At 72.9% G+C, this 25,972-nt stretch carries 20 protein-coding genes and 2 pseudogenes; 8 read left to right on the top strand and 14 right to left on the bottom strand.

Translation table 11 applies throughout. The features are described from left to right. Nucleotides 1–44 precede the first annotated feature (44 nt). Together AAW13_RS29620 and AAW13_RS29615 are read left to right on the top strand one after the other, a co-directional pair. Nucleotides 45–1,247, top strand: a complete 1,203-nt coding sequence (locus AAW13_RS29620) for an AAA family ATPase (protein ID WP_046727149.1) — start codon at nt 45–47, stop codon at nt 1,245–1,247. Nucleotides 1,248–1,257: 10 nt separating this feature from the next. Then, nucleotides 1,258–2,445 carry a vWA domain-containing protein gene (locus AAW13_RS29615; RefSeq protein WP_046727016.1) on the top strand — a complete coding sequence of 396 codons (1,188 nt, stop codon included), beginning with the start codon at nt 1,258–1,260 and terminating at the stop codon, nt 2,443–2,445. 56 nt (nt 2,446–2,501) lie between these two features. Here AAW13_RS29615 and melA read toward each other — a convergent pair whose 3' ends face one another. From melA to AAW13_RS29585, 6 genes are all read right to left on the bottom strand, one after another. Beyond that, nucleotides 2,502–3,812: an alpha-glucosidase/alpha-galactosidase gene (gene melA, locus AAW13_RS29610; RefSeq protein WP_046727015.1), complete on the bottom strand. Its 1,311-nt coding sequence runs from the start codon at nt 3,810–3,812 to the stop codon at nt 2,502–2,504. Continuing rightward, on the bottom strand, nt 3,809–4,765 hold the full coding sequence (locus AAW13_RS29605) for a carbohydrate kinase family protein (protein ID WP_046727014.1): 957 nt from the start codon (nt 4,763–4,765) through the stop codon (nt 3,809–3,811). The genes melA and AAW13_RS29605 overlap by 4 nt, the downstream gene beginning before the upstream one ends. Before the next feature lie 57 nt (nt 4,766–4,822). Next, the gene (locus tag AAW13_RS29600; protein ID WP_046727013.1) at nt 4,823–5,716 is read right to left on the bottom strand and encodes a carbohydrate ABC transporter permease; all 894 of its coding nucleotides are present in this window, start codon (nt 5,714–5,716) and stop codon (nt 4,823–4,825) included. Further along, the gene (locus AAW13_RS29595; protein WP_046727012.1) at nt 5,713–6,645 is read right to left on the bottom strand and encodes a carbohydrate ABC transporter permease; all 933 of its coding nucleotides are present in this window, start codon (nt 6,643–6,645) and stop codon (nt 5,713–5,715) included. The genes AAW13_RS29600 and AAW13_RS29595 overlap by 4 nt, the downstream gene beginning before the upstream one ends. A gap of 12 nt (nt 6,646–6,657) precedes the next feature. Continuing rightward, nucleotides 6,658–7,986 (bottom strand): ABC transporter substrate-binding protein, encoded by a 1,329-nt coding sequence (locus tag AAW13_RS29590; RefSeq protein ID WP_046727011.1) that lies wholly within the window; start codon nt 7,984–7,986, stop codon nt 6,658–6,660. A 565-nt stretch (nt 7,987–8,551) separates the two neighbouring features. Continuing rightward, the gene (locus AAW13_RS29585; protein WP_046727010.1) at nt 8,552–9,370 is read right to left on the bottom strand and encodes an endo alpha-1,4 polygalactosaminidase; all 819 of its coding nucleotides are present in this window, start codon (nt 9,368–9,370) and stop codon (nt 8,552–8,554) included. A gap of 402 nt (nt 9,371–9,772) precedes the next feature. On the opposite strand from AAW13_RS29585, the gene AAW13_RS29580 reads away from it, so the two are divergent. The 3 genes from AAW13_RS29580 to AAW13_RS29570 all read left to right on the top strand — a co-directional run bounded on the left by AAW13_RS29580 (nt 9,773) and on the right by AAW13_RS29570 (nt 12,892). Next, nucleotides 9,773–11,014 carry a Gfo/Idh/MocA family protein gene (locus AAW13_RS29580; RefSeq protein WP_046727009.1) on the top strand — a complete coding sequence of 414 codons (1,242 nt, stop codon included), beginning with the start codon at nt 9,773–9,775 and terminating at the stop codon, nt 11,012–11,014. An 81-nt stretch (nt 11,015–11,095) separates the two neighbouring features. Next, nucleotides 11,096–11,986 carry an SIS domain-containing protein gene (locus AAW13_RS29575; RefSeq protein ID WP_046727008.1) on the top strand — a complete coding sequence of 297 codons (891 nt, stop codon included), beginning with the start codon at nt 11,096–11,098 and terminating at the stop codon, nt 11,984–11,986. Nucleotides 11,987–12,046: 60 nt separating this feature from the next. Next, a complete protein-coding gene (locus AAW13_RS29570; protein WP_046727007.1) occupies nt 12,047–12,892 on the top strand; it encodes a class II fructose-bisphosphate aldolase in 846 nt (281 codons plus the stop codon). A gap of 34 nt (nt 12,893–12,926) precedes the next feature. On the opposite strand, the gene AAW13_RS29565 is transcribed toward AAW13_RS29570, so the two are convergent. The 4 genes from AAW13_RS29565 to AAW13_RS29550 all read right to left on the bottom strand — a co-directional run bounded on the left by AAW13_RS29565 (nt 12,927) and on the right by AAW13_RS29550 (nt 18,393). Beyond that, entirely contained in the window at nt 12,927–14,090 is a 1,164-nt protein-coding gene (locus AAW13_RS29565; RefSeq protein ID WP_052768435.1) for a serine/threonine-protein kinase, read from the bottom strand. Between the two features lie 341 nt (nt 14,091–14,431). Then, on the bottom strand, nt 14,432–15,766 hold the full coding sequence (locus tag AAW13_RS29560) for an NAD-dependent succinate-semialdehyde dehydrogenase (RefSeq protein WP_046727005.1): 1,335 nt from the start codon (nt 15,764–15,766) through the stop codon (nt 14,432–14,434). Between the two features lie 36 nt (nt 15,767–15,802). Next, nucleotides 15,803–16,903, bottom strand: coding sequence for an alcohol dehydrogenase catalytic domain-containing protein (locus AAW13_RS29555; protein WP_046727004.1), 1,101 nt, complete (start codon nt 16,901–16,903; stop codon nt 15,803–15,805). Further along, complete coding sequence (locus AAW13_RS29550) at nt 16,903–18,393, bottom strand: APC family permease (protein ID WP_046727003.1); 1,491 nt, start codon at nt 18,391–18,393, stop codon at nt 16,903–16,905. Before AAW13_RS29550 ends, AAW13_RS29555 begins: the two co-directional genes overlap by 1 nt. Before the next feature lie 241 nt (nt 18,394–18,634). On the opposite strand from AAW13_RS29550, the gene AAW13_RS29545 reads away from it, so the two are divergent. Further along, nucleotides 18,635–19,258, top strand: a complete 624-nt coding sequence (locus tag AAW13_RS29545; protein ID WP_046727002.1) for a TetR/AcrR family transcriptional regulator — start codon at nt 18,635–18,637, stop codon at nt 19,256–19,258. 140 nt (nt 19,259–19,398) lie between these two features. Here AAW13_RS29545 and AAW13_RS29540 read toward each other — a convergent pair whose 3' ends face one another. Beyond that, nucleotides 19,399–20,250, bottom strand: a complete 852-nt coding sequence (locus AAW13_RS29540) for an endo alpha-1,4 polygalactosaminidase (protein WP_046727001.1) — start codon at nt 20,248–20,250, stop codon at nt 19,399–19,401. 305 nt (nt 20,251–20,555) lie between these two features. Further along, the gene (locus AAW13_RS29535) at nt 20,556–22,259 is read right to left on the bottom strand and encodes an MFS transporter (RefSeq protein WP_046727000.1); all 1,704 of its coding nucleotides are present in this window, start codon (nt 22,257–22,259) and stop codon (nt 20,556–20,558) included. A gap of 259 nt (nt 22,260–22,518) precedes the next feature. Here AAW13_RS29535 and AAW13_RS29530 point away from each other — a divergent pair, with 259 nt between their 5' ends. Both AAW13_RS29530 and AAW13_RS29525 read left to right on the top strand, forming a co-directional pair. Then, nucleotides 22,519–22,959, top strand: a complete 441-nt coding sequence (locus AAW13_RS29530; protein WP_240528777.1) for a hypothetical protein — start codon at nt 22,519–22,521, stop codon at nt 22,957–22,959. A gap of 171 nt (nt 22,960–23,130) precedes the next feature. Next, entirely contained in the window at nt 23,131–23,802 is a 672-nt protein-coding gene (locus AAW13_RS29525) for a lysophospholipid acyltransferase family protein (RefSeq protein WP_046726998.1), read from the top strand. Between the two features lie 31 nt (nt 23,803–23,833). Here AAW13_RS29525 and AAW13_RS29520 read toward each other — a convergent pair. Beyond that, nucleotides 23,834–24,808: pseudogene (locus tag AAW13_RS29520) on the bottom strand (cytochrome P450); the annotation flags it as partial. Nucleotides 24,809–25,183: 375 nt separating this feature from the next. Beyond that, a pseudogene (locus AAW13_RS44335) lies at nt 25,184–25,972 on the bottom strand (FAD-dependent oxidoreductase); the annotation flags it as partial.

Here is a 25,972-nt window from a genome sequence, read left to right as displayed (position 1 = left end):
GCACCGACCGAACCAACCGCACCGACCGCGCCACCCCCGCCGCCATGCCCGCCTCCTCCGCCACGTCCGCCGGCCCGCTGGCGGCCGCCGACGACCTCAACCGCAGGCTGCGCACGCGGCGCACCGAGCCCGCCGCGAACCCGCAACTGGAGGCCCTGGCCCTCGCCGTGACGGCCAATCAGCCGGTGCTGCTCTGGGGCGAACCGGGCATCGGCAAGTCGGCAGCCCTGGAACAGCTCGCCGCCGGACTCGGCCTGGCGCTGGAGACCGTCATCGCCAGCGTGCACGAGCCCTCCGACTTCGCCGGACTGCCCGTCGTCGGCGACGACCCCGCCGTCACCGGTGTGCCGATGGCACCCCCGGACTGGGCCGTCCGCCTCGCCCGCGCCGGACAGGGCCTGCTCTTCTTCGACGAACTCTCCTCCGCGCCGCCGGCCGTGCAGGCGGCCCTGCTGCGCGTGGTGCTCGAACGGCGCGTCGGCAGCCTGGTCCTGCCCGACGCGGTACGCATCGTCGCCGCCGCCAACCCGCCCTCCAGCGCGGCGGACGGCTGGCATCTCAGCCCGCCGCTCGCCAACCGGTTCGTCCACCTCGAATGGACCCACGACCCCCGCACGGTCGCCCGCGGCATGGCCGGCACCTGGCCGGAGGTGGCCGTACCCGTCGTCGACGCGGGCCGGGTGCCCGGCGCGGTCGCCCGGGCACGCGGCGCGGTCTCCGGCTTCCTCACCGCCCGGCCCGGCCTCGTCCATCACATCCCCGGCGACGCCGAGAGCCGCGGCCGGTCCTGGCCGTCGCCCCGGACCTGGGAGATGGCCCTCAGGCTGCTCGCCACCGGGTACGCGGCGGGCGCCGGCCGCGAGGCCCTTGCCGCCGCGCTCACCGGTGCCGTCGGGGACGGCGCCGGCATCGAGCTGCTGTCCTACCTCGAACACCTCGACCTGCCCGACCCCGACCGGGTCCTCGCCGACCCGGACGCCTTCGCCCTGCCCGACCGGGGCGACCGGCAACTCGCCTTCCTCATCGCCGTGGTCGCCGCCGTCCAGGACGACCTCACCCGGCCCCGCTGGGAGGCGGGCTGGGCGGTACTGGCGAAGGCCGTGGACGCCGGCGTACCGGACGTGGCCGCCCGCGCCGCCACCGACCTCGCCCTGATGCGGCACTTGGACTGGCCCGTACCGCCCGGCATCGACGCCTTCCTGGACCTGTTGCAGATGTCCGGAGCGCTGCCCGGCGCCGGCCGGTGAGGACGCGGGGATGACGGAGCACCCCCGCGCCGCCCTGGACCTGACCAGACTGCTGGCCGCCCGCTACCGGGCGGCCACCGACCGGCCCTACCTGGCGTCCGCGCTGTACGCCCTGACCGTCGTCCCGAGCGGTGACGTGCCGACGATGGGCGTGGACCGGCACTGGCGCTGCTACGTGTCGCCCGCCTTCGTCGACGCGACCCCGGTGCCCGAACTCGCGGGTGTGTGGGTGCACGAGGCGGCCCACCTGCTGCGCGACCACCACGGCCGGGCCGACCGGCTGCCCGCCGCCACCCAGCGCGACCCGCACCGCGTCAACGTCGCGCAGGACTGCGAGATCAACGACGACCTGCTCGCCGACGGCCTTCTGCTGCCCGAGGGGCGCATGGAACCCCGGCTCTTCGGCCTGCCCGAAGGCCAGTTGTTCGAGGCGTACGTCGACGCGCTGCCCGCGCACGTGCGGACACCGGACTGCGGATCGGGCGCCCACGGCCGGCCCGTGCCCTGGGAACTGTCCGACTCCGCCGGTCCCGCGCGGATCGGCGAGGTCGAGGCGCAGGCCCTGCGCCGGCGGACCGCCGAGGCGATGCGCGCCCACCGGCGCAGCCGCGGCACCCTGCCCGCGGGCTGGCAGCGCTGGGCGGAGGAGACCCTCGAACCCACCGTGGACTGGCGGCGGGCGCTGACCGGCGCGGTCCGGGAGGCCGCCGCCTGGGCCGCCGGAGCGGTCGACTACACCTACCGCCGCCCCTCGCGCCGGACTCCGGCGCTGCGCGGTGTGGTCCTGCCCAGCCTGCGCCGTCCGCTGCCCCGGGTGGCCGTCGTCATCGACACCTCCGGTTCGATGGGGGAGGCCGAACTGGGCGCCGCCCTCGCCGAGGTGACGGGTGTGCTGCGCGAGGTGGGCATCCGCGGCAACCGGGTGAGCGTGCTCGCGTGCGACGCCGACGTGCACGCGGTGTCCCGGGTGACGGCGACCGAGCAGATCACCCTGGCCGGCGGTGGCGGTACCGACATGCGGGTCGGCATCGAGGCGGCACTGGCGGTCCCGGACCGCCCGAGCGTCGTCGTCGTCCTCACCGACGGGTACACCCCGTGGCCGGACGAGAGCCCGCCGTGCCGCCTCGTCGCGGCTCTGATCGGCGCCGACGCGCCCCAGCCGCCGGACTGGGTGGAGACGGTCCGCGTCCCCGGCTGACGCGGAGACCCCGCCGTGCGGCCGGGGGCGGCCGCCGGACCGCCGGGCACCGGTCGTCAGGAGCCGAGGCGGACCCGCAGCCCCGGCTGGAGCAGGTCGCCGTGCGCGGCGACCATGTCGTCGCACAGGCGCCAGATGTCCTCCACCGTCAGGGCCGCGGCGGTGGCCGGGTCGGTCATCGCCGCATGCCTGATGTGCCGCGGCTCGTCCTCTATCGCCGCCCGCACCACCAGGTCGTTCGCGCTGAGGTAGGTGCGGTTGAGCGCCGCCAGCTGGGGCGGGAGGGAGCCCACCCGGGTGGGCTGCACACCCAGCGAGTCCACCAGGCACGGCACCTCGACGACGCCGTGCGCGGGCAGGTTGTCGATCAGACCGCGGTTCGGGACGTTGCCGTACACCGTGCGCGGGGTGCCGGTGACCATGCTGTGGATGATCTGGGGCGCGTACTCCATCGTGCCCTCGACGGAGATCGGGGCGCCGGCGGCCAGCGCGTCGCGGGTCCTGCCGTACTCGGCCGTGTTCTCGTCGACGATCTTCAGGTACTCGCCGACCGGCAGCCGCAGCCGCTCGACCTCGCTGGTGTGGGGCAGGTACCAGGGCACGTACTCGGAGGAGTGCTCACTGGTCTCGGTGGGGTAGTGGCCGAGCCTGCGGTACATGTCGACGCGGACCCGGCGGCGCAACTGGTCGTCGGCGGCGATCAGTTCGTCCAGCTTCGGATAGAGGCTGCGGCCCTGGTGCTCGAAGCGCAGCACCCACGCCTGGTGGTTGACCCCGGCCGCGTGGTAACTGATCTCCTCATAGGGGACCTTGACCAGGTCGGCGAGGTCACGCATGGTCCAGTAGACCGAGTGGCACAGTCCCACCACGCGGGTCAGGCCGGTGGCCTCGGTGAGGTACTGGACGTTCATGGCCATCGGGTTGGTGTAGTTCAGCAGCCAGGCCTGCGGGCAGAGCTCGGCGATGTCGCGGCCGAGTTCCCTGAGGAACGGGAAGGTGCGCAGGGCGCGGAAGACGCCGCCGATGCCAAGGGTGTCCCCGATGGTCTGGCGCAGTCCGTAGCGGGCGGGCACCTCGAAGTCGGTGCGGGTGGCCTCGGCCATGCCGATCTGCACGATGTTGATGACGAAGTCGGCGTCCGCCAGGGCCTCGCGGCGGTCGGTGTGCGCGGTGACGGTGGGTCCGGCGCCCAGGGTGTCGGCGATGCGCAGGGCGGCGGCGTGCGCGGTGGCCAGGCGTTCGGCGTCGATGTCGTGCAGCGCGACGTGCGCGGACTTCAGTTCCTCGAAGGCGAGCAGGTCCGCGAGCAGACCCTGGGTGAAGACGACGCTGCCGGCGCCGACGAAGACGATCTTGAGGGTGGTCATACGGGGGTTTCCTCGGTCTCGGGAAGGCGGGTGAGGGCTTCGTCCCAGGTGGGCTGGGCGCCGGTGCCGCCGCTGGCCCGGGTGGACAGGGCGCCGCAGACCGCGGCGAGGCGGAGTGCGTCCGGAAGGGACATCCCGTGCAGCAGACCGGCGATGAAACCGGCGTCGAAGCTGTCGCCGGCGCCGACCGCGTCGACGGGCTCGACCGTGATGCCCCGGGTGCTGACGAGGCGTTCGCCGTCGTGGCAGAGCGCGCCGTCGGCGCCGTTCTTGACGACGGCGACCGGTCCCCGGGCGGCGAGCCGGGCGGCTGCCTCGGCCGGGTCCGCTGCGTCGGTCCGGGCCAGCCGGCGAGCCTCGGCCGCGTTGGGCAGCAGGAAGTCGGTGTGGGCCAGCACGGCGTCCAGACCGGTGGGTTCCCAGCGGCCGGCCGGGTCGTCGTTGGTGTCGACGGAGGTGGTGGCGCCGTGCCGGCGTGCGGTGCGCAGCAGGTCCGGGAGCGCGGGGGCGAGCCGGGGCAGCAGGAAGTACGAGGTGGAGTGGACGTGCCGGGCGGCGGCCAGCAGGGCGGGCGGCACGTCGTCCGCGGTGGTGGCGGCCAGGGTGCCGGAGGCGGTCAGGATGGCCCGGTCGTCGCCGCGGGTGAGGGCCACGGTCAGCGGGGTGGGCCGGTCCGGGTCGACGGTCAGCGCCCCGGTGTCGACGCCGTGGGCGTCGAGGCGGCCACGCATGTAGCGGCCGGCGTCGTCGTCGCCCACCCGGCCGGCGAAGGCGACCCGCAGGCCCAGGCGCGCGGCTCCGCAGGCGACGATCGCGCCGGAGCCCCCGACGGTGAGGGTGCCGGAGGGCACCAGTTGTTCGCGCTGGCCGAAGGCGAGCGGGGTGTCGAGGGGACCGATGACGACGTCCGGGTTGGCGTCACCGATGACGAGCAGGTCGAAGGTGTGCGGCATCGCGGAGTTCCTGCCTGGTGGTGTGTCGCTGGTGGTGTGTCTGGCCGGTCCGCGGGGTCAGCCCTTGAGACCGGTGGAGGTGATGGACTGGATGAACGCCTTCTGCGCGCCGAGGAAGGCGAGCAGGACGGGCAGCACGGTGATGACGTTCCCGGCCATCACCGCGGCCCACTGGGTGTGGTGCTGTCCCTGGAAGGTCGTCAGACCGAGCTGGAGCGTGTACTGGGTGTCGTGGTTGATGGCGATCAGCGGCCAGGTGAGGTCGTTCCAGGTGCTCAGGAAGGTGAGCACGGCGACTGTGCTGAGGGCGGGCCGGGACAGCGGGAGCACGATCCGCCACAGCACGCGCAGCCGCGAACACCCGTCGATCCAGGCCGCCTCCTCCAGCTCCCGGGGCAGGGAGAGGAAGAACTGGCGGAGCAGGAACACCGAGAACGGGGTGACCAGGGACGGCACGATCAGCGCGCCGAGGGTGTCGATGAGACCGAGCTGCTTCATCACCAGGAAGGTGGGGATCATCGTCAGCTGGAACGGGATCGCCATCGTCGCCAGCATCAGGCCCAGCAGCAGCCGGGAGCCGGCGAACCGCATGCGGGCGAAGGCGTAGCCGCCGAGGGTTCCGAGCACCAGGTTGGCGACGACGGTGACCAGGCTGACGAGGAGGGAGTTGGCGAACCAGCGCGGGAACATCGCATTGCCCAGCACGTAGCGGTAGCCGCCCAGGTCGAGACGCGAGGGCCAGAGCGCGGGCGGGAAGCGGTTGATCTCCGCGTTGCTCATCACCGAACTGAGGGCCAGCCAGACCAGCGGCACCGCGAAGAGCAGGGCCATGGGGGCGAGCAGCAGGTGCCAGGGGCTGAACGGCAGCGGGGACCGGTGGCGACGGGTGCCGGGGCGGCTGGCGGACGAGGCCGCGGGCGCGGCGTCGGGCCGGGCGGAGACGGCGGTCATGCGGAGGCTCCCTGGAGGCGGCGGCGGACGACCTGGAGGATCAGGCCGATCAGTCCCAGGGCCACGGCGAGGACATAGGCGGAGGCGGCCCCGTATCCGGCGGTGGCGTTCTTGAAGGCCTGCTCCCAGATGAAGTAGACGATCACCGTGGTGGAACCGAGCGGGCCGCCCTTGGTGGTGACGTAGACGAGGTCGAAGGCCTGGAGCGCCTGGATGGCCTGCCACAGCAGCAGGAACACCGTGACCGGCCGCAGCGCGGGCAGGGTGACGTGGCGCAGGAGCTGTCCGCGGCCGGCGCCGTCCAGCCGGGCCGCCTCGATCAGTGAGACGGGCACGTCCTGGAGCGCGGCGAGGTAGATGACCAGGCAGAACCCGGTGCCGCTCCACAGGCTGACGGCGACGAGCACGGGCAGCGCCTGGGAGGGGTCGGTGAGGAAGCCCTGGGACGGGATGCCGAGGTGGTGGAGCACGGCGTTGGCGGCGCCGAACTCGGGGTCGAGGATGAAGGAGAACAGCACGCCCTGAGCGGTCGCGGAGACCACGAACGGGACGAAGAACAGGGTGCGGTAGAGACCGACGAAGCGGATGCGCCGGTTGAGGGCGAGGGCGAGGCCGATCACCATGCTGGCCGGCACGTACAGCGCGGTGTAGAGCAGGGTGTTGCGCAGGGCCTGGCTGAAGTGCGGGTCCTGGGCCAGGGCCCGGTAGTTGTCCAGCCCGACCCAACGGCTGGGGGTGACCAGGTCGTCGGCCCGGAAGGACAGCAGCAGCGACCAGATGATCGGTACGACGCTCAGCCCGAGGATGATGACCACGGAGGGCGAGACGAACGACCAGGCCATGGCGGCCTCGCCGGCCCGTCTGCGGCGCAGGGCGCGGTGCTGGTCCGGAGGCCGGGACACGGTGATCGGGGTGGGCAGTCGCGACATGAAGGAGGCTCCTCAACGCGGGATGAGCAGTGCGGCGTTGGCGTCGGCGGCGCAGGCGCGCATCGCCTTGGCGGGGCTGCTCCGGCCGAGCAGCACGGCGACCACGGCCTGGCCGAGGGCCTGGGAGATCTGCGGGTAGGCGGCGTGCACGGGGCGCACCCGGGCGGAGTCCAGGGCCTTGGTGAACACCCCCAGGCCCTCGGTGGTGCCCTCCTTGTGCTGCCAGGCGGGCAGGTCGCGGGTGCCGCGGCTGAGCGGCAGGCTGCCCGCCCGGATGTCCCAGCGCACGTCCTGGGCGGGTTGCATGAGCCAGCTGACGAACGTCCTGGCGGCCTTCCTGCGGGCGTCGCCGTTGTCGAAGACGGTCCAGGTGTCGGGTCCGCTGATGGTCATCGGCCGGCCGGAGAAGGTGGGCAGCGGCACGACGTGGTAGTCGATCTTCGCCTGCCGGATGTCGGGGAGCTGCCAGGGGCCCGTGACGGCCATCGCCATGCGGCCGGACATGAAGACCTGGTACATCTGCTCGCTGCCGGGCTTCGGGTCGACGTAGACGCTTCTGTCGCGGGCCAGTTCGGCGACGACCTCCAGGGCCCGGGTGCCGGTGTCGCCGAAGCCGATGTGCTTTCCGTCGTCGGCGACCACGTCGCCGCCCAGGTCCCAGATCATGGGCCACAGCCGCCAGACGGTGTCCTCGTCGCCGACGCCGGGCCAGCCGGTGCCGAAGTGTCCGCCGCCGGTGTCGGTGAGGGCCTTGGCGGTGGCGACGAAGTCGTCCCACCGCCAGCCCGCCTCGGGCAGCGGCAGGCCGGCCTGCCGGAAGAGCTTCTTGTTGCAGACGACGGCGAGGGAGTCCAGCACGGCGGGTGCGGCGCGCACCCGGCCGTTGACCGTGACGGCCTTGCGGGCGGGCACCCAGTAGCTGCTCCACGGGGTGGGGGCGTCCCTGACCAGGTCGGTGAGGTCGACGACCTGGGGGCTGCGGGCGACGCTGGCCAGGTCGGAGCCGAAGACGTAGGCGATGTCGGGGTAGGAGCCGGCGGCGAGGGCGGCCGTCACCTTCTGGAGCATCGCGTCGGCGAGCACACCGCCGCCGAGTTCGACCCGGATGCGGGGATGGCTGCGGCCGAAGGCGGCGACCAGGGACTCCAGGGCCTTCTTGCCGGTGTCGGTCTGCCCGTGCCACATCTCGATGGTCACGGTGCCGTCGGCGGCGACGCCGTCGTCGCGGCCCGCCGCGCAGCCGGCGGCCGCCGCACCCGCGGTCAGTGCCGTGGCCAGTCCTGCGCCGGCGCGCAGCACGTCGCGGCGGGCGGGCCGCGCGCAGCGGGAGACCGCTTGCATGGGTACCTCCGGTTGGAGCTGTGGGACAGGCGAAGTCAGTGCGGGGACGCGGCGGGCGTGCGGTTGCGGCCGGCGTGCGCGGTTGCGGCCACGCGGTGCGAAGCGAGGGGCCCGGTGCGGCAGGAGGGGGGACGGGCGGAGAGGTCGGCCCGGCGCGGCGGCGGGTGCTCTCAGCGCCGGTGCCGGAACCGTCGTCGTGTCGCCGTCCGTCTCGCGGTCGCCGGAACGCCGGCGGTGCCCGGCCGGCCGCGGCGGGTCACGCGGGTTCGGTTCATGGCCGGACTCCCGAGCCTGGTGGGCACGGCCCCGCCTCGGACGCCCGCGGGCTCCTGGCGACTCAGTCCGGGCTCCTGGCACATGGTCAGCTACCGGCTGGGCGTACCTCTGCCGCCGCGTACCGCGTGCGGCGTTGGCCAGGAGTCAACCGACCGTCCCGATGCCCTGTCAAGGGGTTGGCCTGCTTGGATCTGCGCGAAACACCGAGGAAACGTGCATGATCGAGCATCAGGCCCGTGGCGGCTCGGGCGGGTCGCCACGGGCCGCCACGGCATCCTGCGCTACCCGGCTAGCAGGTCTTGCGGACGTACCCGCCGCTGCCGGCCGGTGAGACGTCGACGTCGCGCTGGACGATGCTCAGCGTGCCGCCCCACGACCTGCACGCCTTCGAGCGGCCGGAGTCGGTGTACTCGATGACGATGACGTTGTTCCCGAAGGCGCTGGTGTAGTCGCCGCACTCGTCGTACGCGCCGCACTCCTCCGCCACGGCGAAGTCGAGGCCGTTGGCGGTGCGGTTCGCGGCCAGCTCGGCGGTGTTCTTCTGGGCGATGGCCAGGCTGTCCGAGTGGGCGCGGGCGGACAACAGCTTGATGAACGCCTGCGCGTTGTTCGCGGTCAGGCGCTTGCCCGAGCGGGTGTAACTGTCGTAGTTGTCCGGCTCGACGGCCTGAAAGCCCTTGTCCCGGCAACCGTCGATCAGGGCGCCGATCCGGTCGGCGATCCGCTTGCGCTTGGCGTCGGTGCCGACGTCGAGGAGGGCCTCGCCCCAGTCCTCGTCGTAGACGACCTTGCCCGCGGAGTCGCGCAGCAGCAGGTCCGGGGCCCAGTCGCCCTCGGCGCCGGGCTGGGCCTGGAAGGCGTTCACGTAGCAGATGTTGTACAGCCCGGTCACCGGCGCGGCGCTGTGGTCGCGGGTGACGACCTTGACGCCGGACGGCGGGGTGTAGGCGCCTCCGATCTGGTAGTCGAAGCCGACATGGGCGGGCGGCAGTGTCACGGCCGCGGCCTGTGACGGGTTCGCCTGCGCGAGCAGGGCGCCGGCCAGGGCGAGGACGCCGACGGCCGTGCCGACGGCCTTCCGGGGAGTGGTGTTCATCAGGTGGCTCATGAATCGAGCTCCATGGGAAGAGGGCACGTCCCCGCCTCGGACGCCTGGGGCGTCCTGGCGACTCGGGCCGGGCTCGCGGCACGGGGCCCGCATACCGGCTGGGCGTACCTCTGACGCGGAGCGGGGCTCCTGCGTAGTCCGGGAGTAAAGCGAGCGCCGATGAGGATGTCAACGAACGCGCCGCGTCCCGCGGCGCGAGACGTGCCGGTGCGCCACGTACCGGACGGGTCCGCCCCCGGAATGCTTGAAGATGCTCGATAGGGGCATTGATTGAGCAGTTTCGAGCATCTATTGTCTGGGGTGCCACGGCGGGACCCGGAGTCCGATTCCCGTGCGGGGCCTGTCATGACGTCAGCTCGCCGGCACCTCTCCCGGTCCGGGACGAAGACGAAGGGATGCCCCATGACCGATCAGCCGCCCGCGCCCGAACTGCGCCTGGGTGTGGTCGGCGTCGGCCTGCGCGCCGGCCTGGCCACCCTGGCCGACCGGCCCGGAACGGCCCGCGTGGTCTCCTGCGCCGACCCGGCCGCCCGCGGCCGCGCCGACGCCCGCTCACTCTTCGGCCCCGGCGTACGGATCCACGAGCGGTACGAGGACATGCTCGCGGACGGCCTCGACGCCGTCTTCGTCCTCACCCCCGACGACCAGCACACCGCACCCGCCCGGTACTTCCTCGAAGCCGGCGTCGCCGTGTTCGTCGAGAAACCGCTGACCGTCACCCTGGCCGACTGCGACCGGGTACTGGCCACCGCCGCCCGCACCCGCACCCGGCTCTACGTCGGGCACAACCTGCGGCACCTGCCCGTCCTGCGCACCATGCGCCGGCTCGTCGACGAAGGCGCGATCGGGACCGTACGAGCGGTGTGGTGCCGGCACTTCGTCGGCCACGGCGGCGACTACTACTTCAAGGACTGGCACGCCGAACGGGACCGCACCACCGGCCTGTTGCTCCAGAAGGGCGCCCACGACCTGGATGCGATCCACTGGCTGGCGGGCGGCACCGCCCGTACCGTCACCGCCCTGGGCGACCTGGCCGTCTACGGCGCCAACGCGCACCGCCGCTCGGGACCACAGGGCCCGCGGCGGGTGCAGGACTGGTTCGACGAGGGCGTCTGGCCGCCGTCCGCACTGCGCGACCTCAACCCCGTCGTCGACGTCGAGGACATCAGCATGGTGCTGACCCGCCTCGACAACGGGGTGCTCACCAGCTACCAGCAGTGCCACTTCACCCCCGACTACTGGCGCAACTACACCGTCATCGGCGACGAGGGCCGCATCGAGAACCTCGGCGACGGCATCGAGGGCGACCCACCGGTGGTCAAGGTGTGGAACCGGCGCCGCTCCGGCTACCGGCCCGAGGCCGACCGCACCCTCGACGCCGAGACCTTCGAGACCGCCGGCGCCGGCCACGGCGGCGCGGACCAGGCCCTCGTCGACGAGTTCCTGGGCTTCGTCGCGCACGGCGGAGCCACCGACACCTCGCCCGTCGCCGCCCGTGAGGCGGTCGCCACGGGCATCGCGGCCACCACCTCGCTGCGGTCGGGCGGCACCTCCGTACAGGTGCCCGCCCTGGCCCCGGACCTCGCCGACTACTTCGCGCGCCACCAGCCGGGTTCCCGTGGACCGGCCACCCGGCCCCCCTGACCCTCCCGTCCCGATCGAGTCCAGCCCCCGAGGCCGCCGACGCGCGCCCTTCCGCACACCGAGACACCGAGGAGCACCGGCATGTCGTTCATAGGCGAGGAGATCGCCCGCCAGCCCCAGACCTGGCTCAAGGCCGCGACCGTGGCGGCCGACGCCGCGGACCTGCTGCCCCGGCCGGGCGAGCGGGTCGCCGTCGTCGGCTGCGGCACCTCCTGGTTCATGGCCGAGGCGTACGCCGCGCTCCGCGAGCGGCGCGGCCTCGGCGAGACGGACCACTTCGCGGCCTCCGAGTTCCCGCACGAACGCGCCTACGACCGGCTGGTGGCGATCTCCCGGTCCGGCACCACCACCGAGATCCTGGAACTGCTCGACCGGCGGCGCGGCCGGTACCCCGCGGTCGCCCTGACCGCCGACACCTCCACACCGGTCGTCGACGTCGCCGACCATGTCCTCGACCTGTCCTTCGCGGACGAGAAGTCCGTCGTGCAGACCGTGTTCGCGACCACCGCGCTCACCGCCCTGCGTGCCGGACTGGGTGAGGCGGCCGAGCCGCTGGCGGAGGCCGCGCGCACGGCGCTGGAGACACCGCTGCCCGAGGAGTGGGTCACCGCCGGCCAGATCACCTTCCTCGGCCGGGGCTGGGCACACGGCATCGCCCGCGAGGCGTCCCTGAAGATGCGGGAGGCCACCCAGAGCTGGACGGAGTCCTACCCGTCCCTGGAGTACCGGCACGGTCCGATCGCCATCGCCGCGCCCGGCCGCCTGGTGTGGCACTTCGGCCCGGACGAGGCCGGACTCCGGGCGGACGTCGACGCCACCGGCGCGCTGTTCGTGGACCATCCCGAGGACCCGCAGGCCGACCTGGTGCGCGTACAGCGGCTCGCCGAGGCGAGTGCCGTGCGCAAGGGGCTGGATCCGGACCGGCCGCGCGCCCTGACCCGCTCCGTGATCCTGGACCGCCCCGCCTCCTGACCGCGCGCCCGGCACCCGGCGGCCCCGGCCGTCCGGGGCCCCGCCCTCCGAAAGGACGTCATGCTCTGCCGCAGCGCGGACCTGATCGCCGAAGCCCACGCGTCGGGTTCCGGCATAGCCGCCTTCAACGTCATCACCCTGGAGCACGTCCAGGCCGTCGCCGAGGCCGCGCGGCGCACCGGCCGGCCGGCGATCGTCCAGATCAGCCAGAACGCCGTACGCCACCACGGCGGCGACGTCATGCCGCTGGCGACCGCCACGACCGCCGCCGCCGGCGGCAGCGACGCCCGGCTCGCCCTGCACCTCGACCACGTCGAGGACGTCGCCCTGTTGCACCGCACCGCCGAGTGCGGGGCCAGTTCGGTGATGTTCGACGCGTCCCGGCTGCCGGACGAGGAGAACATCGCGGCGACGCGCGAGGCCGTCCGCTGGGCGCACGGCCAGGGCCTGTTCGTGGAGGCGGAGCTGGGCGAGATCGGCGGCAAGGGGTCGGCGCACACCCCGGGAGCGCGCACCGACCCGGGGGACGCCGCCCGGTTCGTCGCCGAGACCGGCGTGGACGCCCTGGCCGTCGCGGTGGGCAGCAGCCACGCGATGGTCTCCAGGACCGCCGCGCTCGACCTCGGACTGATCGCCCGGCTCAGGGACGAGGTGCCCGTGCCGCTGGTCCTGCACGGTTCGTCAGGGGTGCCGCACGAGACCCTGCGGGCCGCCCTGGCCCACGGCATGACGAAGATCAACATCGGCACGCTGCTCAACGTCTCCTTCACCCGCGCGGTCCGGGCCACCCTGGCCGAGAGCCCGGACCTGGTCGACCCGCGCCGCTACCTGGCCCCGGCCCGGGACGCCATGACAGACGCCGTCGCCGACTGCCTCACGGCACTGGGCACACCCGGCGCGCGCTGACGACGCGACCACCGGGGCCGCGGGACCTTCGCGGCTACGGCGTGGCCGGGGCCGAGTTCGTGCCGCCCGGCCGGTCACCCGACGGCGTGTCCGCCGAGCTGTGATCGGGGGACAGCCATGCCAGGCCGACCAGCAGCGCCGCGAGGAAGACCGCCACGGCGGCGACGGCGCCCACCAGCCTCGAACGGGGGACGCCGAGGGTACGGTGCCCGGTGCGCTGTCGTCGCCGCGTCCGGTGGACGGCGGCGGAACCGCCGGCCGGGAAGGCGTACGTGGTCGCGGAACCCAGCGGCACGCCCGTGCCGGCCCGCATCGCCGCGAGCGCCCCCGAGGGGGCTTCACGCGAGTGCGGTACGGGGCGCGGTGCGGCCGCCGGCAGCGGCTCGGGACGCCCCCGCCAGGCGTCCGAGGCGAACCACTGGGCCGCCTGACGCGCCGTGGGCCGGTCCTCGGGGCGCTTGGCGAGGAGCGCGAGCAGGTAGTTCTCGAAGGCGGGGGGAATCCGGACGCCCAGTTCTCGCGGTGGCACGGGCGGCGTGTCGAGGTGGTGATGGAGGACGGCGATGGCGCTCTCGGCATGGAACGGCGGGCGCCCGGTGAGGAGTTGGTACAGCACGCAGCCCAGCGAGTAGACGTCGGACGCGGGCCCGGCCGGCTTGCCGAGGGCGCGCTCGGGGGCGATGTACAGACTCGTTCCGACGATCTGGCCGGCCGCGGTGAGGGCGCCCGGGTCGTCCACGAAACGGGCGATGCCGAAGTCGCCGATCTTGACGGACCGGTCGGCGTCGAGCAGCAGGTTGCCGGGCTTGATGTCCCGGTGCACGATGCCGTGTTCGTGCGCGGCGGCGAGCCCCGCGGCCGACTGGGCGGCGATACGAGCCACCTCCCCGGCCGGCAGGGAACCGGAGTGGGCGAGCACACGGGCCAGACTGTCGCCCTCGACCAGTTCCATCACCAGGAACAGGCCGCCCTCGTGCTCGCCGAAGTCGACGACGCCGACCACATGGGGGTGGCGGAGCCGGCCCGCGGTCTGGGCCTCCAGGCGGAAACGGGCGGGGGCGGTGGGATCGGAGTTCTGGGCGAGCAGGAGCTTGACCGCCACCGGGCCGCCGAGCACCTCGTCGTACGCCTGCCAGACCTCTCCCATCGCGCCCCGCCCGATGACGCCGTTCAGCCGGTACCGTCCCGCTATTCGCACCTGTTGCTTCATCCTTACGCGGTGAGCCGATTGACCGCTGTCGGTCATCTCCCCGTGAAGGACGAGGTGTTGGGGGGACGACGACAGCCTCCCCACCCTACTGGCGCGTCGCCCCGCCGGGACCACGTCCGCATGACCGCCCGCCCGGAACGGGCTCGGCGTCGGTGGGCTCCCCGCAGGGCCGCCGTGCGGACCCCGGCACCGCCGAGTGCGGGTGCCGGACGGTGAAGCCGCCGTCGACATGGATCGACGCACCGGTGAGGCACGAGCCGGTCACGCCTGCCGGACCGCGGATTCACCGTGCCGGTCAGGCCTGCCGGACCGCGGCTCCACCGTGCCGGTCAGGCCACCGTGCGGATCAGCTTCTTGTTGGTGAACTCCTCGATGCCGAGACGCCCGAGCTCCCGGCCGAAGCCGGACCGCTTCACTCCGCCGAACGGCAGCTCGGCGCCCTCCGCGCCCACGCCGTTCACGAAGACCATGCCGGCCTCGATGCGGTCCGCGACGCGCGCGGCCTGCTCCGGGTCGGTGGTGAAGACGTAGGAACCGAGGCCGTACGGCGTGTCGTTGGCGATCCGTACCGCGTCGTCCTCGTCGGCGGCCGGGAAGACCATCGCGACCGGTCCGAACAGCTCCTGACGGGCCGCCGCGTGCTCGGTGGTCAGCCCGGTGAGCACACCCGCCGGGAAGAACGCGCCCCGCCGCTCACCGGACCCGTGCAGGACGGCACCCTCCGCCACGGCCTCGCCGACCTGCCGGGCCAGGGTCTCGGCGGCCGCCGCCGAGGAGAGGGGCGCCCCGGTGGCCGAGTCGAGCAGCCGGGCCGTGAACCGCTCCACGAACGCGTCGTACAGGTCCGCGACGACCACGAACCGCTTCGCGGCGTTGCACGCCTGGCCGGTGTTGTCGAGACGGGCGGCCACCGCCGCCTCGACGACGGAGTCCAGGTCGTCGGTGGAGAGCACCACGAACGGGTCCGAGCCGCCGAGTTCCAGGACGACCTTCTTCAGGTGCCGTCCGGCGATCTCGGCGACCGCGGCCCCGGCCCGCTCGGAGCCGGTGAGGGAGACGCCGTGCACCCGCGGGTCCGCGATCACGTCGGCGATCTGCTCGTTGGTGGCGTACACGTTGACGTACGCGCCCGCCGGGAAGCCCGCCTCCGCGAACAGCCGCTCCAGCAGCGCCGCCGTACCCGGACACTGCGGGGCGTGCTTGAGGACGATGGTGTTGCCGACGGCGAGGTTCGGGGCCGCGAACCGGGCCACCTGGTAGGCCGGGAAGTTCCACGGCATGATGCCGAGCAGCACACCCACCGGACCGCGCCGTACGACGGCGGTGCCGGTGCCGGAGGTGACGTCGAGGGGCTCGTCGGCGAGGAACTCCTCGGCGTGGTCGGCGTAGTAGTGGTAGATGTCGACGCAGAAGCCGATCTCGCCCTCCGCCTCGGCGAGCGGCTTGCCCATCTCCCGGACGATGCTCGCGGCGAGTTCGGCGCTGTGCTCGGCGTGCAGGTCGCCCAGCCTGCGCAGCAGCGCGGCGCGCTCGGCCACGGAGCCGGACCGGCCCCAGGCGGTGGCGGCGTGGGCGGCGTCGACGGCCGCGGCGACCTCGGCGTCGGTGGCGGTCGGGTAGGTCTCGACGACCTCGCCGGTGGTCGGGTCGGTGACGGCGTACATGGTGCCTCCAAGTGGGGGGTGTGTCGGGAGAGTCGGTCAGGGTTCGAGGATCGTGCGTACCCCGGTGTTGGACCTGAGGTCGTCGAAGGCCTCCGCGGCCTCGCTCAACGGGCGGCTCCTGCCGATCAGTTCGTCCAGGGGAAGCCGGCCGGACAGGTAAAGGCGGGCCAGCTTCGGGATGTCGATCTCCCCGACGCTGGAGCCGTAGTTGCAGCCCAGGATGCGCTTGCCCTGGTCGGCCAGGTCGAACAGGTCGAAGGAGCCGGTGGCGCCGGTCGCGGCCATGCCGACCAGCACGGCGGCGCCGCCCGAGGTGAGCATGCCGGGCAGCGTCTCGATCACCCTCGGACTGCCGATGGCCTCGAACGCGTAGTCCACACCGCCCAGTTGCTCCTGGCACCAGGCCACGACATCGTCATGCGCGCCGTCGAGGGTGTGGGTGGCGCCGAAACGGCGGGCCACGGCGAGGCGTTCGGGGGAGAGGTCCACCGCGACGATCGGATCGGCACCGACCAGCCGCAGACCCATCACCACGGAGAGCCCCACCCCGCCGGTGCCGATCACGACCGCCGACTCGCCGGGCCGGACCCCGGCCGTGTTGACCACCGCGCCGACCCCCGTGGTCACCGAGCAGCCGAGCAACGCGCCGATACCGAAGGGGAGTTCGTCGGGAACGCGCACCACGGCGCTCTCCGGGACCGTCAGCCGGCCGGTGAAGGCGCCGAGACCGAGGTAGGGCCAGACCGGCGCGCCGTCGGTGCCGGTGAACGGCGTGGTCCCGTCGGGCAGCGTGTTGGCGACGGCCTTGGTGCCGGTGCACAGCCAGGCCTGGCCCGCCACGCAGCGACGGCACCGGCGGCAGGGTGCGAACCAGGACAGCACCGCGTGGTCGCCGGGCCGCACGGAGGTGACGCCGGGGCCGACGCGGGTGACCACACCCGCCGCCTCGTGCCCGAGGACCAGCGGCCGGTCGGCCGGCCAGTCGCCGGACACCACGTGCAGGTCGGAGTGGCAGACACCGGCCGCGCGGACCTCGATCTCGACCTCGCCGGGTCCGGCGGGCCGTACCGCGACCTCACGTGTGTCCAGTCCCGTCTCGGGGTCGAGGACGACGGCCGGGGAGAGTTGCGACGACATCAGGAGGCCTTCACTTCTTCGGTGCGGTGGCTCGGGGCGGGAGCGGCGAGCCTGGTGTGGGGCCGGGCGACCAGGACGTAGCCGAGGCCGAGGAGGAAGAGGACCGAGAAGACCAGGACCACGGCCCAGACCTGGATCCAGCTGCCGCCGACCGGGGCGAGCTCGGTGCGCGGCCAGGCGATGTTGACGGCCTCGAAGAGCAGCCAGACCACCGCCAGCACGTTCACCGCCAGCCCGGTGCGCCCCAGCCGTACCTGGCCGTCGGCCGGATTCCAGCGGCCGCTGAGCCGGGCGACCAGCGCCACCACGGCGACGGCGAGGAACACGAAGTAGAACCCGCCGGAGCCGAACGAGATCAAGGTGGCAGCGGCGTTGCCGTTGAGACCCAGCAGCAGCCCGAGAGCGCCGAGGACGGCGGTGGCGGCGAGGGAGACGTACGGGATCTGCCGGGCCCCGACCGTGGCCAGCACCGGCGAGAACGGCAGCTGGCGGTCGCGGGCGAAGGCGTACACGGCTCGGCCGATGTAGGTCTGGATGGAGATCGCGCAGGCGAAGAACGCGACCAGTACGACGACGATGAACGGCTTCTCGCTCCAGCCGCCGAGCCCCGTGGTCACCGCCTCGAAGACGGGGTCGACGACCGCGCCGGACACCGCGTCGCCGGGACGCTTCAGGGCGAGGGTGACGGCGAGCCCGGTGAGCAGCACGGTGAAGGCGACGAAGAGGTACGCGCGCAGCAGGGCGCGCGGGACACTGCGCCGGGGCTGTTCGGTCTCCTCGGCGACCTGCGTGGTGGCGTCGAAGCCGAGGAAGGCCCAGCCGGCCACCGCGACGCAGGTCAGGAAACCCGCCGTCACCGAGCCACCGGAGGCGCCCTGCGCCCCGAGGGAGTCGAACAGCATGCCGAAGCCGTTGTGGTGGGCGAAGAGCAGCAGGAACACGCTGACCGCGATCGAAGCGACACCCTCCGCGATGATCCCGGCGTTCAGGAAGTGCTTGACCGGATCGACCCCGAGCAGGTTGATCCCCAGTGCCACGGCGACGAAGACCACGCCGAGCAGGACGTGGACGGCCGCCGAGGGTGTGCCGTCGGCGAGGAGCAGGTACAGCCAGCTCGCGCCGAGGTAGGCGACCGTGGTGAGCGACGCGACCGCCGAGGCGAGGTAGATCCAGCCGACCAGCCAGCCCAGCCGGGGCCCGGCCAGCCGGCGGACCCACTGGTAGACACCGCCCGTGATCGGGAACTGGGAGGACAGCTCCGCGTAGACCACGGCGACGAGCAGCTGGCCGAGGAAGGCGACGACCACCGCCCAGATCCACGCGGGGCCCGCGAACACGAAGCCCAGCTGGACGACGGCGTAGATGCCGACCACCGGGGAGATGGTCGCGAAGCCGATGGCGAAGACGGCCCAGGCGGACAGGGTCCGTCGCAGCTCCTGCTCGTAGCCGTACTCGGCGAGCTCACCGGCATCGGTGGGGGAGTCGTTCACATGGGTCTCCTGACGATGCTGCCGCACGGGCCGACCGGCCCGCGGTGACCCCCGGCCCGCGGTGACCGCCGGCCCGCGGTGACCGCCGAGCCCGGACCGCCGAGCCCGGACCGCCGGGGGTCGGCCGCGGATCGGCCGCCGCGCCGCCGCGGCCTCCGCGAAGGGTGGTTTCCGGCCGATGCCGCTTATTGGGCGGGTGACCAATTGCTTTATTGGTCGCCCACTCAATAGCATTCGCCGCATGACGTCAAGAGCTCCCGGCAAGCGCGTCCGCAAGGCGCCCGCCGAACGCCGCAACGAGATCGTCGCCACGGCGGCGCTGATCGGGCTCACCGAGGGCCTGGAGTGCATCACCCTGCGCCGGATCGCCGACGAGCTCGGTGTGCAGCCCGGACTCGTGGGTCACTACTTCCCCGCGGCGGACGAACTGGTGGCCGAGGCGTTCACCCACGCCACGATGAAGGAGCTCGACGGCCTGCTGCCGCCGGAGCCGGCCGGCCCCCTACCGGCCTTCCGGAGCTTCTTCGGCCAGACGTCGAGCGTCGAGTTCGACGACGTCAGCAGGCTCTGGCTCAACGCGCGGCACCTCTCGCGCTACCGCCCGGTGCTGCGCGAGCACGTCATCAAGCAGGAACTGCTCTGGTGCCGGCGCCTGGAGGAGCTCATCGCCGCCGGGACCGCGGCCGGCGCCTTCACCTGCGCGGACCCCTGGGGCGCGGCCACCCGCATCCTCGTCGCGATCGACGGCGCCAGCGCGTACATCAACACCAGCGCCGATCACCGCAGGACACCCACGGCGGACATGCCACGCACCGTGGCCGAGACCGAACTCGGCCTGCCGAACGGCACGTTGCTCACCAACTGAGTCCCCGCCCATCCGCCGCACGGCCCTGGGTCCGAACCCGCGCTGCGGCGGCCGGGCCGCTCCACGGGCTCACCGGGCACGTTCCGGATCGCGCGCCGGCTCGGCACCGCCCCTTCCGTGTCTCTCGGCCCCGGCCGTGGTCAGTGCCGGTCGCAGGTCTCGCGTACGTAGCCGTCGTGGCCGGACGGTGTGACGTCGAGGTCCCGGCGTACGACGCTGATCCGGTCGCCCCAGCCCGCGCAGGCCTTCGCCATGCCCTTCTCGGTGTACTCGACGACGATGACGTGGTCACCGAACGCGTCGACGTAGGACCCGCATTCGTCGTACTGACCGCACTCTTCCACCACCGCGAAGTCCAGGCCCACCCGCTTGCGGTCCTCGGCGAGTTCGAGGGTGTTCTTCTGGGCGATCGCGAGGTGCCGGGCGTGCGCGTGGCGGGCCAGGAGGGTCTGGAACGCCTCGGCGTCGGCGGCCGTCAGCAGGCCGCGCGGGGCACGGGTGTAGCTGTCGTAGTTGTCCGGCTCCACGGCGTCGAATCCCTTGTCGGCGCAGGAGTCGATCCAGTCGTCCACCTTCTCGGCGATCCGCGCGCGCTTGCCCGGGGTGCTGATGTCGAGCATCGCCTCACCCCAGTCCTCGTCCATGACGACCTTGCCGGAGCGGTCCCGCAGCAGGAGGTCGGCGTCCCATTCCCGCTCCGCGCCGGGCTGGGCCTGGAAAGCGTTGACGTAGCAGATGTTGTACAGGCCCGGGGCGGGCGACGCCGTGTGGTCGCGGGAGACCACCGAGACGCCCTTCGGCGGGGTGTAGGCGCCGCCGAGCTGGTAGTCGACGCCGGCGTGGACGGGCGGCGCGGACACCCTCGCCCCCTGGGCCTTCGGTGAGGTGCCCGTGCCGGTGCCCGAGCAGCCGACGGCCAAGAGGGAGGCCGCGGCGAGGACGACGGCGAGGGATACGGCGGCACGACGGGAGCCGGTCCGGGACTTGCGCATGACGGTCTGCCTCTGGATGAGAGAGCATGCCCCGCCTCGGACACGCCTGGTCCTGGCGACTGGGGCCGGGCTGACGGTTCGAAGTCCCGTGTCACCGGCTGGGAATGCCGTGGTTCCGCGGACCGCGGCGGCGCTGGGCGGTCCGACGCGCCGACGATACCAAAGCCGCCGCGAACTGATCACCAGCCGCCGCGAACTGATCACCGAGCGCCCTGGGCCGGCGTCGACGCGCCGACGGCACGCGCGTCGTTCGCGACCGTTGCCGCGTCCGGCCGCCCTGTCCACGGACGGCCGGACGCGACGGGTCACTTCTCGGCGGCGAGGGCGGCCAGTTCGCGGCTGACCGCGGCCTCGTGCTCCTCGGCGTCCACGCGGGCCTTCCGCGGGCTCCAGCGGCCCGCCATCACGAAGACGAAGGGCAGGAAGAGCACCTGTCCGCCGACGCAGATCCACCACCAGGTGCGCCACTCGCCCGGCCCGTCCTTCGAGGCCTTCTGGACTCTGGCGCCGTACTCGTCGAGCACCTTCAGCTGTGGCGCCGCCTTCTGCACGACGGCGAGATCGGCGGCGCCGACCTCCTTCACGGCGCGGGCCCGCAGGGCGGGCGGCACGGCGGCCGGGGTGTACTTGTTCAGCTCGGCGAAGAGCTCCGGGTGCGCCTTGACGACGGCCAGCGCGGGCGCCGCCTGCGCCGAGGCGGCCGTCACCTCGGCGCCGTGCTCCACGAGCGGGGTCACGGAGGTGACCAGCACCGGGATGAAGGCCGCGGAGACGGCGACCACGATGCGCACCGTCCATCCCCACACCGCCAGACCTGCCGCGGTCGCCGCCGGGTTGTGCTTCTCGACCGTCTCGGTGAAGCTCGCCATCCAGGGCGCGTAGGCGATGCCGCTGAAGACGCCGATGCCGACGAACAGCCAGGCGAAGGTGTAGTAGTCGGTCGTCAGATGGGTGGCCCGGGTGGCGAAGACCGCGGTCACCACCACGGAGCCGGCACCGCCGACGATCATGAAGGGCTTGCGCACCTTCAGCCGGTCCGAGACCAGGCCGACCAGGACCAGGGCGATGGCGTTCGCCGCCCAGTACCAGTTGGCCAGCGCGTTGGTGCGCTGCTCGCTGTAGCCGAAGACGGTCGCGAAGTAGACGACGAAGTTGCCGACCGCCGCGTAGTACAGCAGCAGGAACACGGCGATGGCGAAGGCCGAGCCCAGCACGTCGAGGCGCATCATCTGCCGCCACTCGCCGCGCCGCAGCGCCTCGGTGTCCAGCCCCTTGGCGCGTGCCTCGACCAGCGCCCGGTCCCGGAGGGTCACCATGATCTGGTCGCGCAGCGCCGGGGACAGCTCCCGCAGCGCGAAGACGGCGACGACGAAGACGGCGAACCCGGCGATCGCGGAGTAGCGCAGCTCGTCCTGCCAGGTGGCGCTGTCGAGGGTGTTGCTGGTGACGGTGGTGACCACCAGGGAGCCGATGACCGGACCCATCGTCCAGTACCCCATCGCGGTGGCCCGGCCGAGTTGCGGGGAGAAGTCCCTGATCAGCGCCGGGGTCGCCACCAGCACGATGCCCTCGACGAAGCTGACGAGCGCGAAGAGCACCAGATAGGTGGTCTTGTCCGCGGCGTGCGGCAGCCCGAAGAAGACCAGCAACGCCGCGGTCAGCAGCCCGTAGACCACCAGGTTCGCCCGGCCCCAGCGGTCCGCGAGACCGGCCACGAGCGAGGCGAAGGCCCCGATCGCGTTGCCGATCACCGAGACCCAGATGAAGTAGCGGTACGTCATGCCGAAGTGCGTGATGATCGATGTCGCCACCGCGTACTGGATGTACAGCATGTAGTACAGGACGACCGTGGTGACGACCACGATCGCGAGGTACGCCATGCGGCGGCCGGTGGGCGGGTAGTCCGCCAGTTCCCGGCGGTACAGCCGGGCCAGCGGGCCGCGCGCGGGCGCGGTGGTTGCGTCGGGCGCAGGTCCGTTGGCGTCGAACGGCGTCGTAGTGGCGGACATACGGCTCCTCCCAGGGAAACCCGGAAGACCGGTGCCTGCGTCGGGGCGACGAGGGTGCGCGGCGGCCCGGCTCCGAGAACGTGGCCAGAGGCTAGTACCGACTGGTCGGTACGCCTAGAGGGCTGCACGAGGTCATTCACCCGCGCCGCCCCGACCACGGCCGACGCGAACACCGGCCCACCAGGCAACCGCCCGTCAACTGAACGATCCACACGGGGTGCTGCCGCGACCGCCAAGTTTCCCGGCGCACGGTCTGGCGGTGGCGACGGCTCCGCTGGAGGGTGACGGCATGGGGAAACGGGAGACGGGGGAGGAAGTGGTCCGCCGGGTGGGGCGGGAGGCTCTGCACTTCCTGACGGTGGCCGGGTTCAGCGGGCCCTCCGACGTCGACGGGGGTCTCGCGTACCTCGGTCACGGCCTGAAGATCACGGTCTGCCACCACCTGTGGATCCACGAAGTGGGGGTCTCGGCGTTCGTGGAATCGACGGCGGAGCCCCTCCCCGAACGCCACTGGCTGCAAGTGGAGAGACTCTACGCCGAGTGCGGTCTCGGGCCGCCGAACCACCTGCCCGGGACCGCCGCCAACGCGCGCCTGACGGAGGTCAGGGTACGGGCGTTCGCGAGCGCTCTGCGGGACTTGCTGCCGTTCCTGCTGGTCTCCGACCGCGACGCACTCATGCACAGGGCCTCGGCCCGCTGAGCACGGCTGCCGGCACGGGCCGGGCAGACGCACCGGGTCCTCCGCGCCGCTCGGGCGGAGGTGCCGCCCAGGCTGAGTACGGGGACCTGTGAAGCTGAGTGAAAGCGCTCAGGTGCCGGCCTCTCCGGTCCGCGAGGATGAAGAGCACATCGCTGGAAACCGGGAGACCTCATGCTCAGCCGCCTCGCCGACGTCCTGGTGCCGGCCGTCGGCCGGCTCACCGTGACCGCCGACACCGATGCCCCCCTGGCGCCGGGCAGCATCATCGTCGCCAACCACACCTCCCTCGCCGACCCGGCCGTCGTTCTCGCGGCGCTCCGCCGTCTTGGCGCCGAACCGGTCGTCATGGCCGCCGCGGGCCTGTGGCGCGTCCCCCTCCTCGGCCGCGTGCTCAGCCGGGACGGCCACATCCCGGTGCACCGCAGGGACCGCCGTGCCGCCCGCTGCCTCGACCTCGCCGCGGCAGCCCTGGGCGACGGGCGCATGGTCCTCATCTACGGCGAAGGCGGACTGCCACGCCGTACCGATGCCGCCGAAGCCGCGCCCGCCGCCTTCCGCGGCGGCCTGGCGCGGCTGGCCGCACGCACCGGCGCGCCCGTCGTCCCCGTCGGCCAGGCGGGAGCCCGGCGCATCACCTCGGGCAGGACGGGGAAGCAGATCGCCGGACTGGTCACCGCACCGCTGCGCCGCCCGTCCCTGCACGTCCACGTCGGGGCACCGATCACGCTGCCCGGAGACCGGGCGGCGGGCACCGCCGAGGCCCACGGCGCGGTGACGGCCGCGTGGCTCACGGCGGCCGGACTCCTCGGCGAGCCGGCCGCCCTGGCAGCACACCGAGGCTGAGCGGATCTCGCGACCGCCCTCGGAGACCGCGTCAACCGTCCCCCTGCTCGACCCCGCCCCCCTGCTCGACGTCCAGATGGATCGGACCCCGGAGCACGGGACTGCGCCGGTACGGCGGCGGGTCGACGACCAGGCTGGGGTGGTCGAGCCGTCGTACCAGCTCGGTGAGGGCGATCTGGGCCTCCCGGCGGGCCAGCGGACTGCCGAAGCAGTGGTGGATGCCGCTGCCGAAACCGAGGTGCTGGTTGTCGCGCCGGTCGGGGTCGAACCGGTCGGGATCGTGGAAGCGGTCCGGGTCTCGGCTGCCGGAGGCCAGCATCAGCATGATCCGCGAGCCCTTGGGGATGACGGTGTCGGCGACGGTGATGTCGCTGTACGCCGCCCGCCAGGGGATGATCTGCACCGGGGGCTCGTAGCGCAGCAGTTCCTCGACCAGCGGCACGGCCAGCTCCGGTTCGTCGCGCAGCCGCCGCAGCACCTGCGGGTGGCGCAGCAGCGTCAGCATCCCGTTGGTGATCAGGTTGACGGTGGTCTCGTGACCCGCGACGAGGAGAACTTTGGCGGTGGCGACGATTTCCTCGTCGGTCATCCGGCCGTCGGGCCCGTCGTCGTTGGCCAGCCGTGACAGCAGATCGTCCGCCGGCCGGCCGTGCCGCTGTGCCACCAGCTCACCGAGGCGCCGACGCAGGTCCTCGCGGGCCTGTACGCCCTTGTCCAGGTTCTCCTTCGGGTCGGTCTCGGGGTCGTGGTCGACCGAGCTCATGATGTCGTTCACCCAGAGGTGGAACCGTGGCTCGTCCTCGGGTGACACGCCGAGCAAGTGGCAGGTCACGGTCACGGGCAGGGGGAAGGCGAAATCGTCGACGACGTCGATCCGCTCCCTCTCCGCGAGACCGTCGATCAGGTTGCCGACGGCGGCGGTGAGGAACCCCTCGAACCCGGTCACCAGGCCCGGCGTGCGCGGGGGCCCGAAGTGCCGCATCGCCATCCGCCGCAGCCGGTCGTGCTCGGGAGCGTCCATGTGGATGAACGACGACGTCACTCCGCCCTCAGCCGGGGGCGACGGCCTCGACAGGTGGCGTGCGTCGGAACTCAGATGCGGATCGTTCAGTACGTCCGTGATCTCGCGATAGGTGCTGACGACGTAACTGCCGTCCTCCTGACGGGCCACCGGCGTCCGCCGCAGCTCGGCGTAGAGCGGGTACGGGTCGGCCCGGGAGGACTGGTCGTAGATCCGCTGGAGCGTGCCCGGCGGCGTCCCGGACGTGACCTTCCCGGACGTGACCTTCCCGGACGTGACCTTCCCGGAGGTGACCTTCCCGGACGTGACCGTCCGGCCCGGCACCCGCCGATGCCGGTGCGCGGTCGTGCTGCGGGGCTCATCCGGATCATGGCCGGTGACGACCACGGCGGCGCCCTGAGCGACCGGGGTGGGGCTGGGGAAGCCGGCGGGCGGCGGGAATCCGGCGGACACCGGGCACGTGGCGGGTACCGGAAACCCGGCGGGCACCGGTTTCATGTCGACGGGCCGGTCCGGCGTCGGGCAGGGCGGCGGGAAGGGCGCGGCCCGCTCGATCAGCCGTCGGTAGTGGTTCAGCGATTTGCCGTTGTCGAAGCTCACGGCGGCCGTGACGCGGCCCCGGTAGCCGTACGCGGCGACGAACCGGTGGTCGGAGACCGAGCCCTGGGTGACGACCACCTCGTCGGCGAAGGTCGGCACGCCGACGGACTTGATGTTGACGCCGAACTGGATCGACCAGAACAGCGGGACGGCCAGGTGCGGCCGGCGGTCCGCCTGGCCGTGGACCATGTTGTGGGCGGCGACCTCGGCCTGCTCGACCGCGTTGGCCCAGTGCTCCAGCGAGATGAGCCGGTACTCGTAGACCGGGTTCGGACAGCGCGCCACGTCCCCCGCGGCGAAGACGTCGTCGCGGGCGCGACCTAGGACGTCGAGGGCGCGGCAGCCCGTGTCACAGGTGATCCCCCAACTGCCCGCCGCCAGCCCCGACTCCCGCAGCCACTCGGTGTTGCGGATGCCGCCGAGTGCCACCACCGCGACATCGGCGTCGACGGTGCTGCCGTCGTCGAAGTGCGCCCGGCGCAGGCGGCCCTGCGCGTCGCCCTCCAGCCGGGTGACCTTGACCCCGCACCGCAGGTCCACGCCGTGCGC

Origin of the sequence: Streptomyces humi (assembly GCF_001005085.2) — a bacterium.
Lineage (GTDB): Bacteria > Actinomycetota > Actinomycetes > Streptomycetales > Streptomycetaceae > Streptomyces > Streptomyces humi.
Note: the sequence above shows the minus strand (reverse complement) of the source record. Positions and strands in the feature narration are given on the sequence as shown.

Coding starts and splice junctions, on each gene's coding strand:
- AAW13_RS29620 (WP_046727149.1), top strand. CDS start 45: ATGCCCGCCTCCTCCGCCACGTCCGCCGGCCCGCTGGCGGCCGCCGAC.
- AAW13_RS29615 (WP_046727016.1), top strand. CDS start 1,258: ATGACGGAGCACCCCCGCGCCGCCCTGGACCTGACCAGACTGCTGGCC.
- melA (WP_046727015.1), bottom strand. CDS start 3,812: ATGACCACCCTCAAGATCGTCTTCGTCGGCGCCGGCAGCGTCGTCTTC.
- AAW13_RS29605 (WP_046727014.1), bottom strand. CDS start 4,765: ATGCCGCACACCTTCGACCTGCTCGTCATCGGTGACGCCAACCCGGAC.
- AAW13_RS29600 (WP_046727013.1), bottom strand. CDS start 5,716: ATGACCGCCGTCTCCGCCCGGCCCGACGCCGCGCCCGCGGCCTCGTCC.
- AAW13_RS29595 (WP_046727012.1), bottom strand. CDS start 6,645: ATGTCGCGACTGCCCACCCCGATCACCGTGTCCCGGCCTCCGGACCAG.
- AAW13_RS29590 (WP_046727011.1), bottom strand. CDS start 7,986: ATGCAAGCGGTCTCCCGCTGCGCGCGGCCCGCCCGCCGCGACGTGCTG.
- AAW13_RS29585 (WP_046727010.1), bottom strand. CDS start 9,370: ATGAGCCACCTGATGAACACCACTCCCCGGAAGGCCGTCGGCACGGCC.
- AAW13_RS29580 (WP_046727009.1), top strand. CDS start 9,773: ATGACCGATCAGCCGCCCGCGCCCGAACTGCGCCTGGGTGTGGTCGGC.
- AAW13_RS29575 (WP_046727008.1), top strand. CDS start 11,096: ATGTCGTTCATAGGCGAGGAGATCGCCCGCCAGCCCCAGACCTGGCTC.
- AAW13_RS29570 (WP_046727007.1), top strand. CDS start 12,047: ATGCTCTGCCGCAGCGCGGACCTGATCGCCGAAGCCCACGCGTCGGGT.
- AAW13_RS29560 (WP_046727005.1), bottom strand. CDS start 15,766: ATGTACGCCGTCACCGACCCGACCACCGGCGAGGTCGTCGAGACCTAC.
- AAW13_RS29555 (WP_046727004.1), bottom strand. CDS start 16,903: ATGTCGTCGCAACTCTCCCCGGCCGTCGTCCTCGACCCCGAGACGGGA.
- AAW13_RS29545 (WP_046727002.1), top strand. CDS start 18,635: ATGACGTCAAGAGCTCCCGGCAAGCGCGTCCGCAAGGCGCCCGCCGAA.
- AAW13_RS29540 (WP_046727001.1), bottom strand. CDS start 20,250: ATGCGCAAGTCCCGGACCGGCTCCCGTCGTGCCGCCGTATCCCTCGCC.
- AAW13_RS29535 (WP_046727000.1), bottom strand. CDS start 22,259: ATGTCCGCCACTACGACGCCGTTCGACGCCAACGGACCTGCGCCCGAC.
- AAW13_RS29525 (WP_046726998.1), top strand. CDS start 23,131: ATGCTCAGCCGCCTCGCCGACGTCCTGGTGCCGGCCGTCGGCCGGCTC.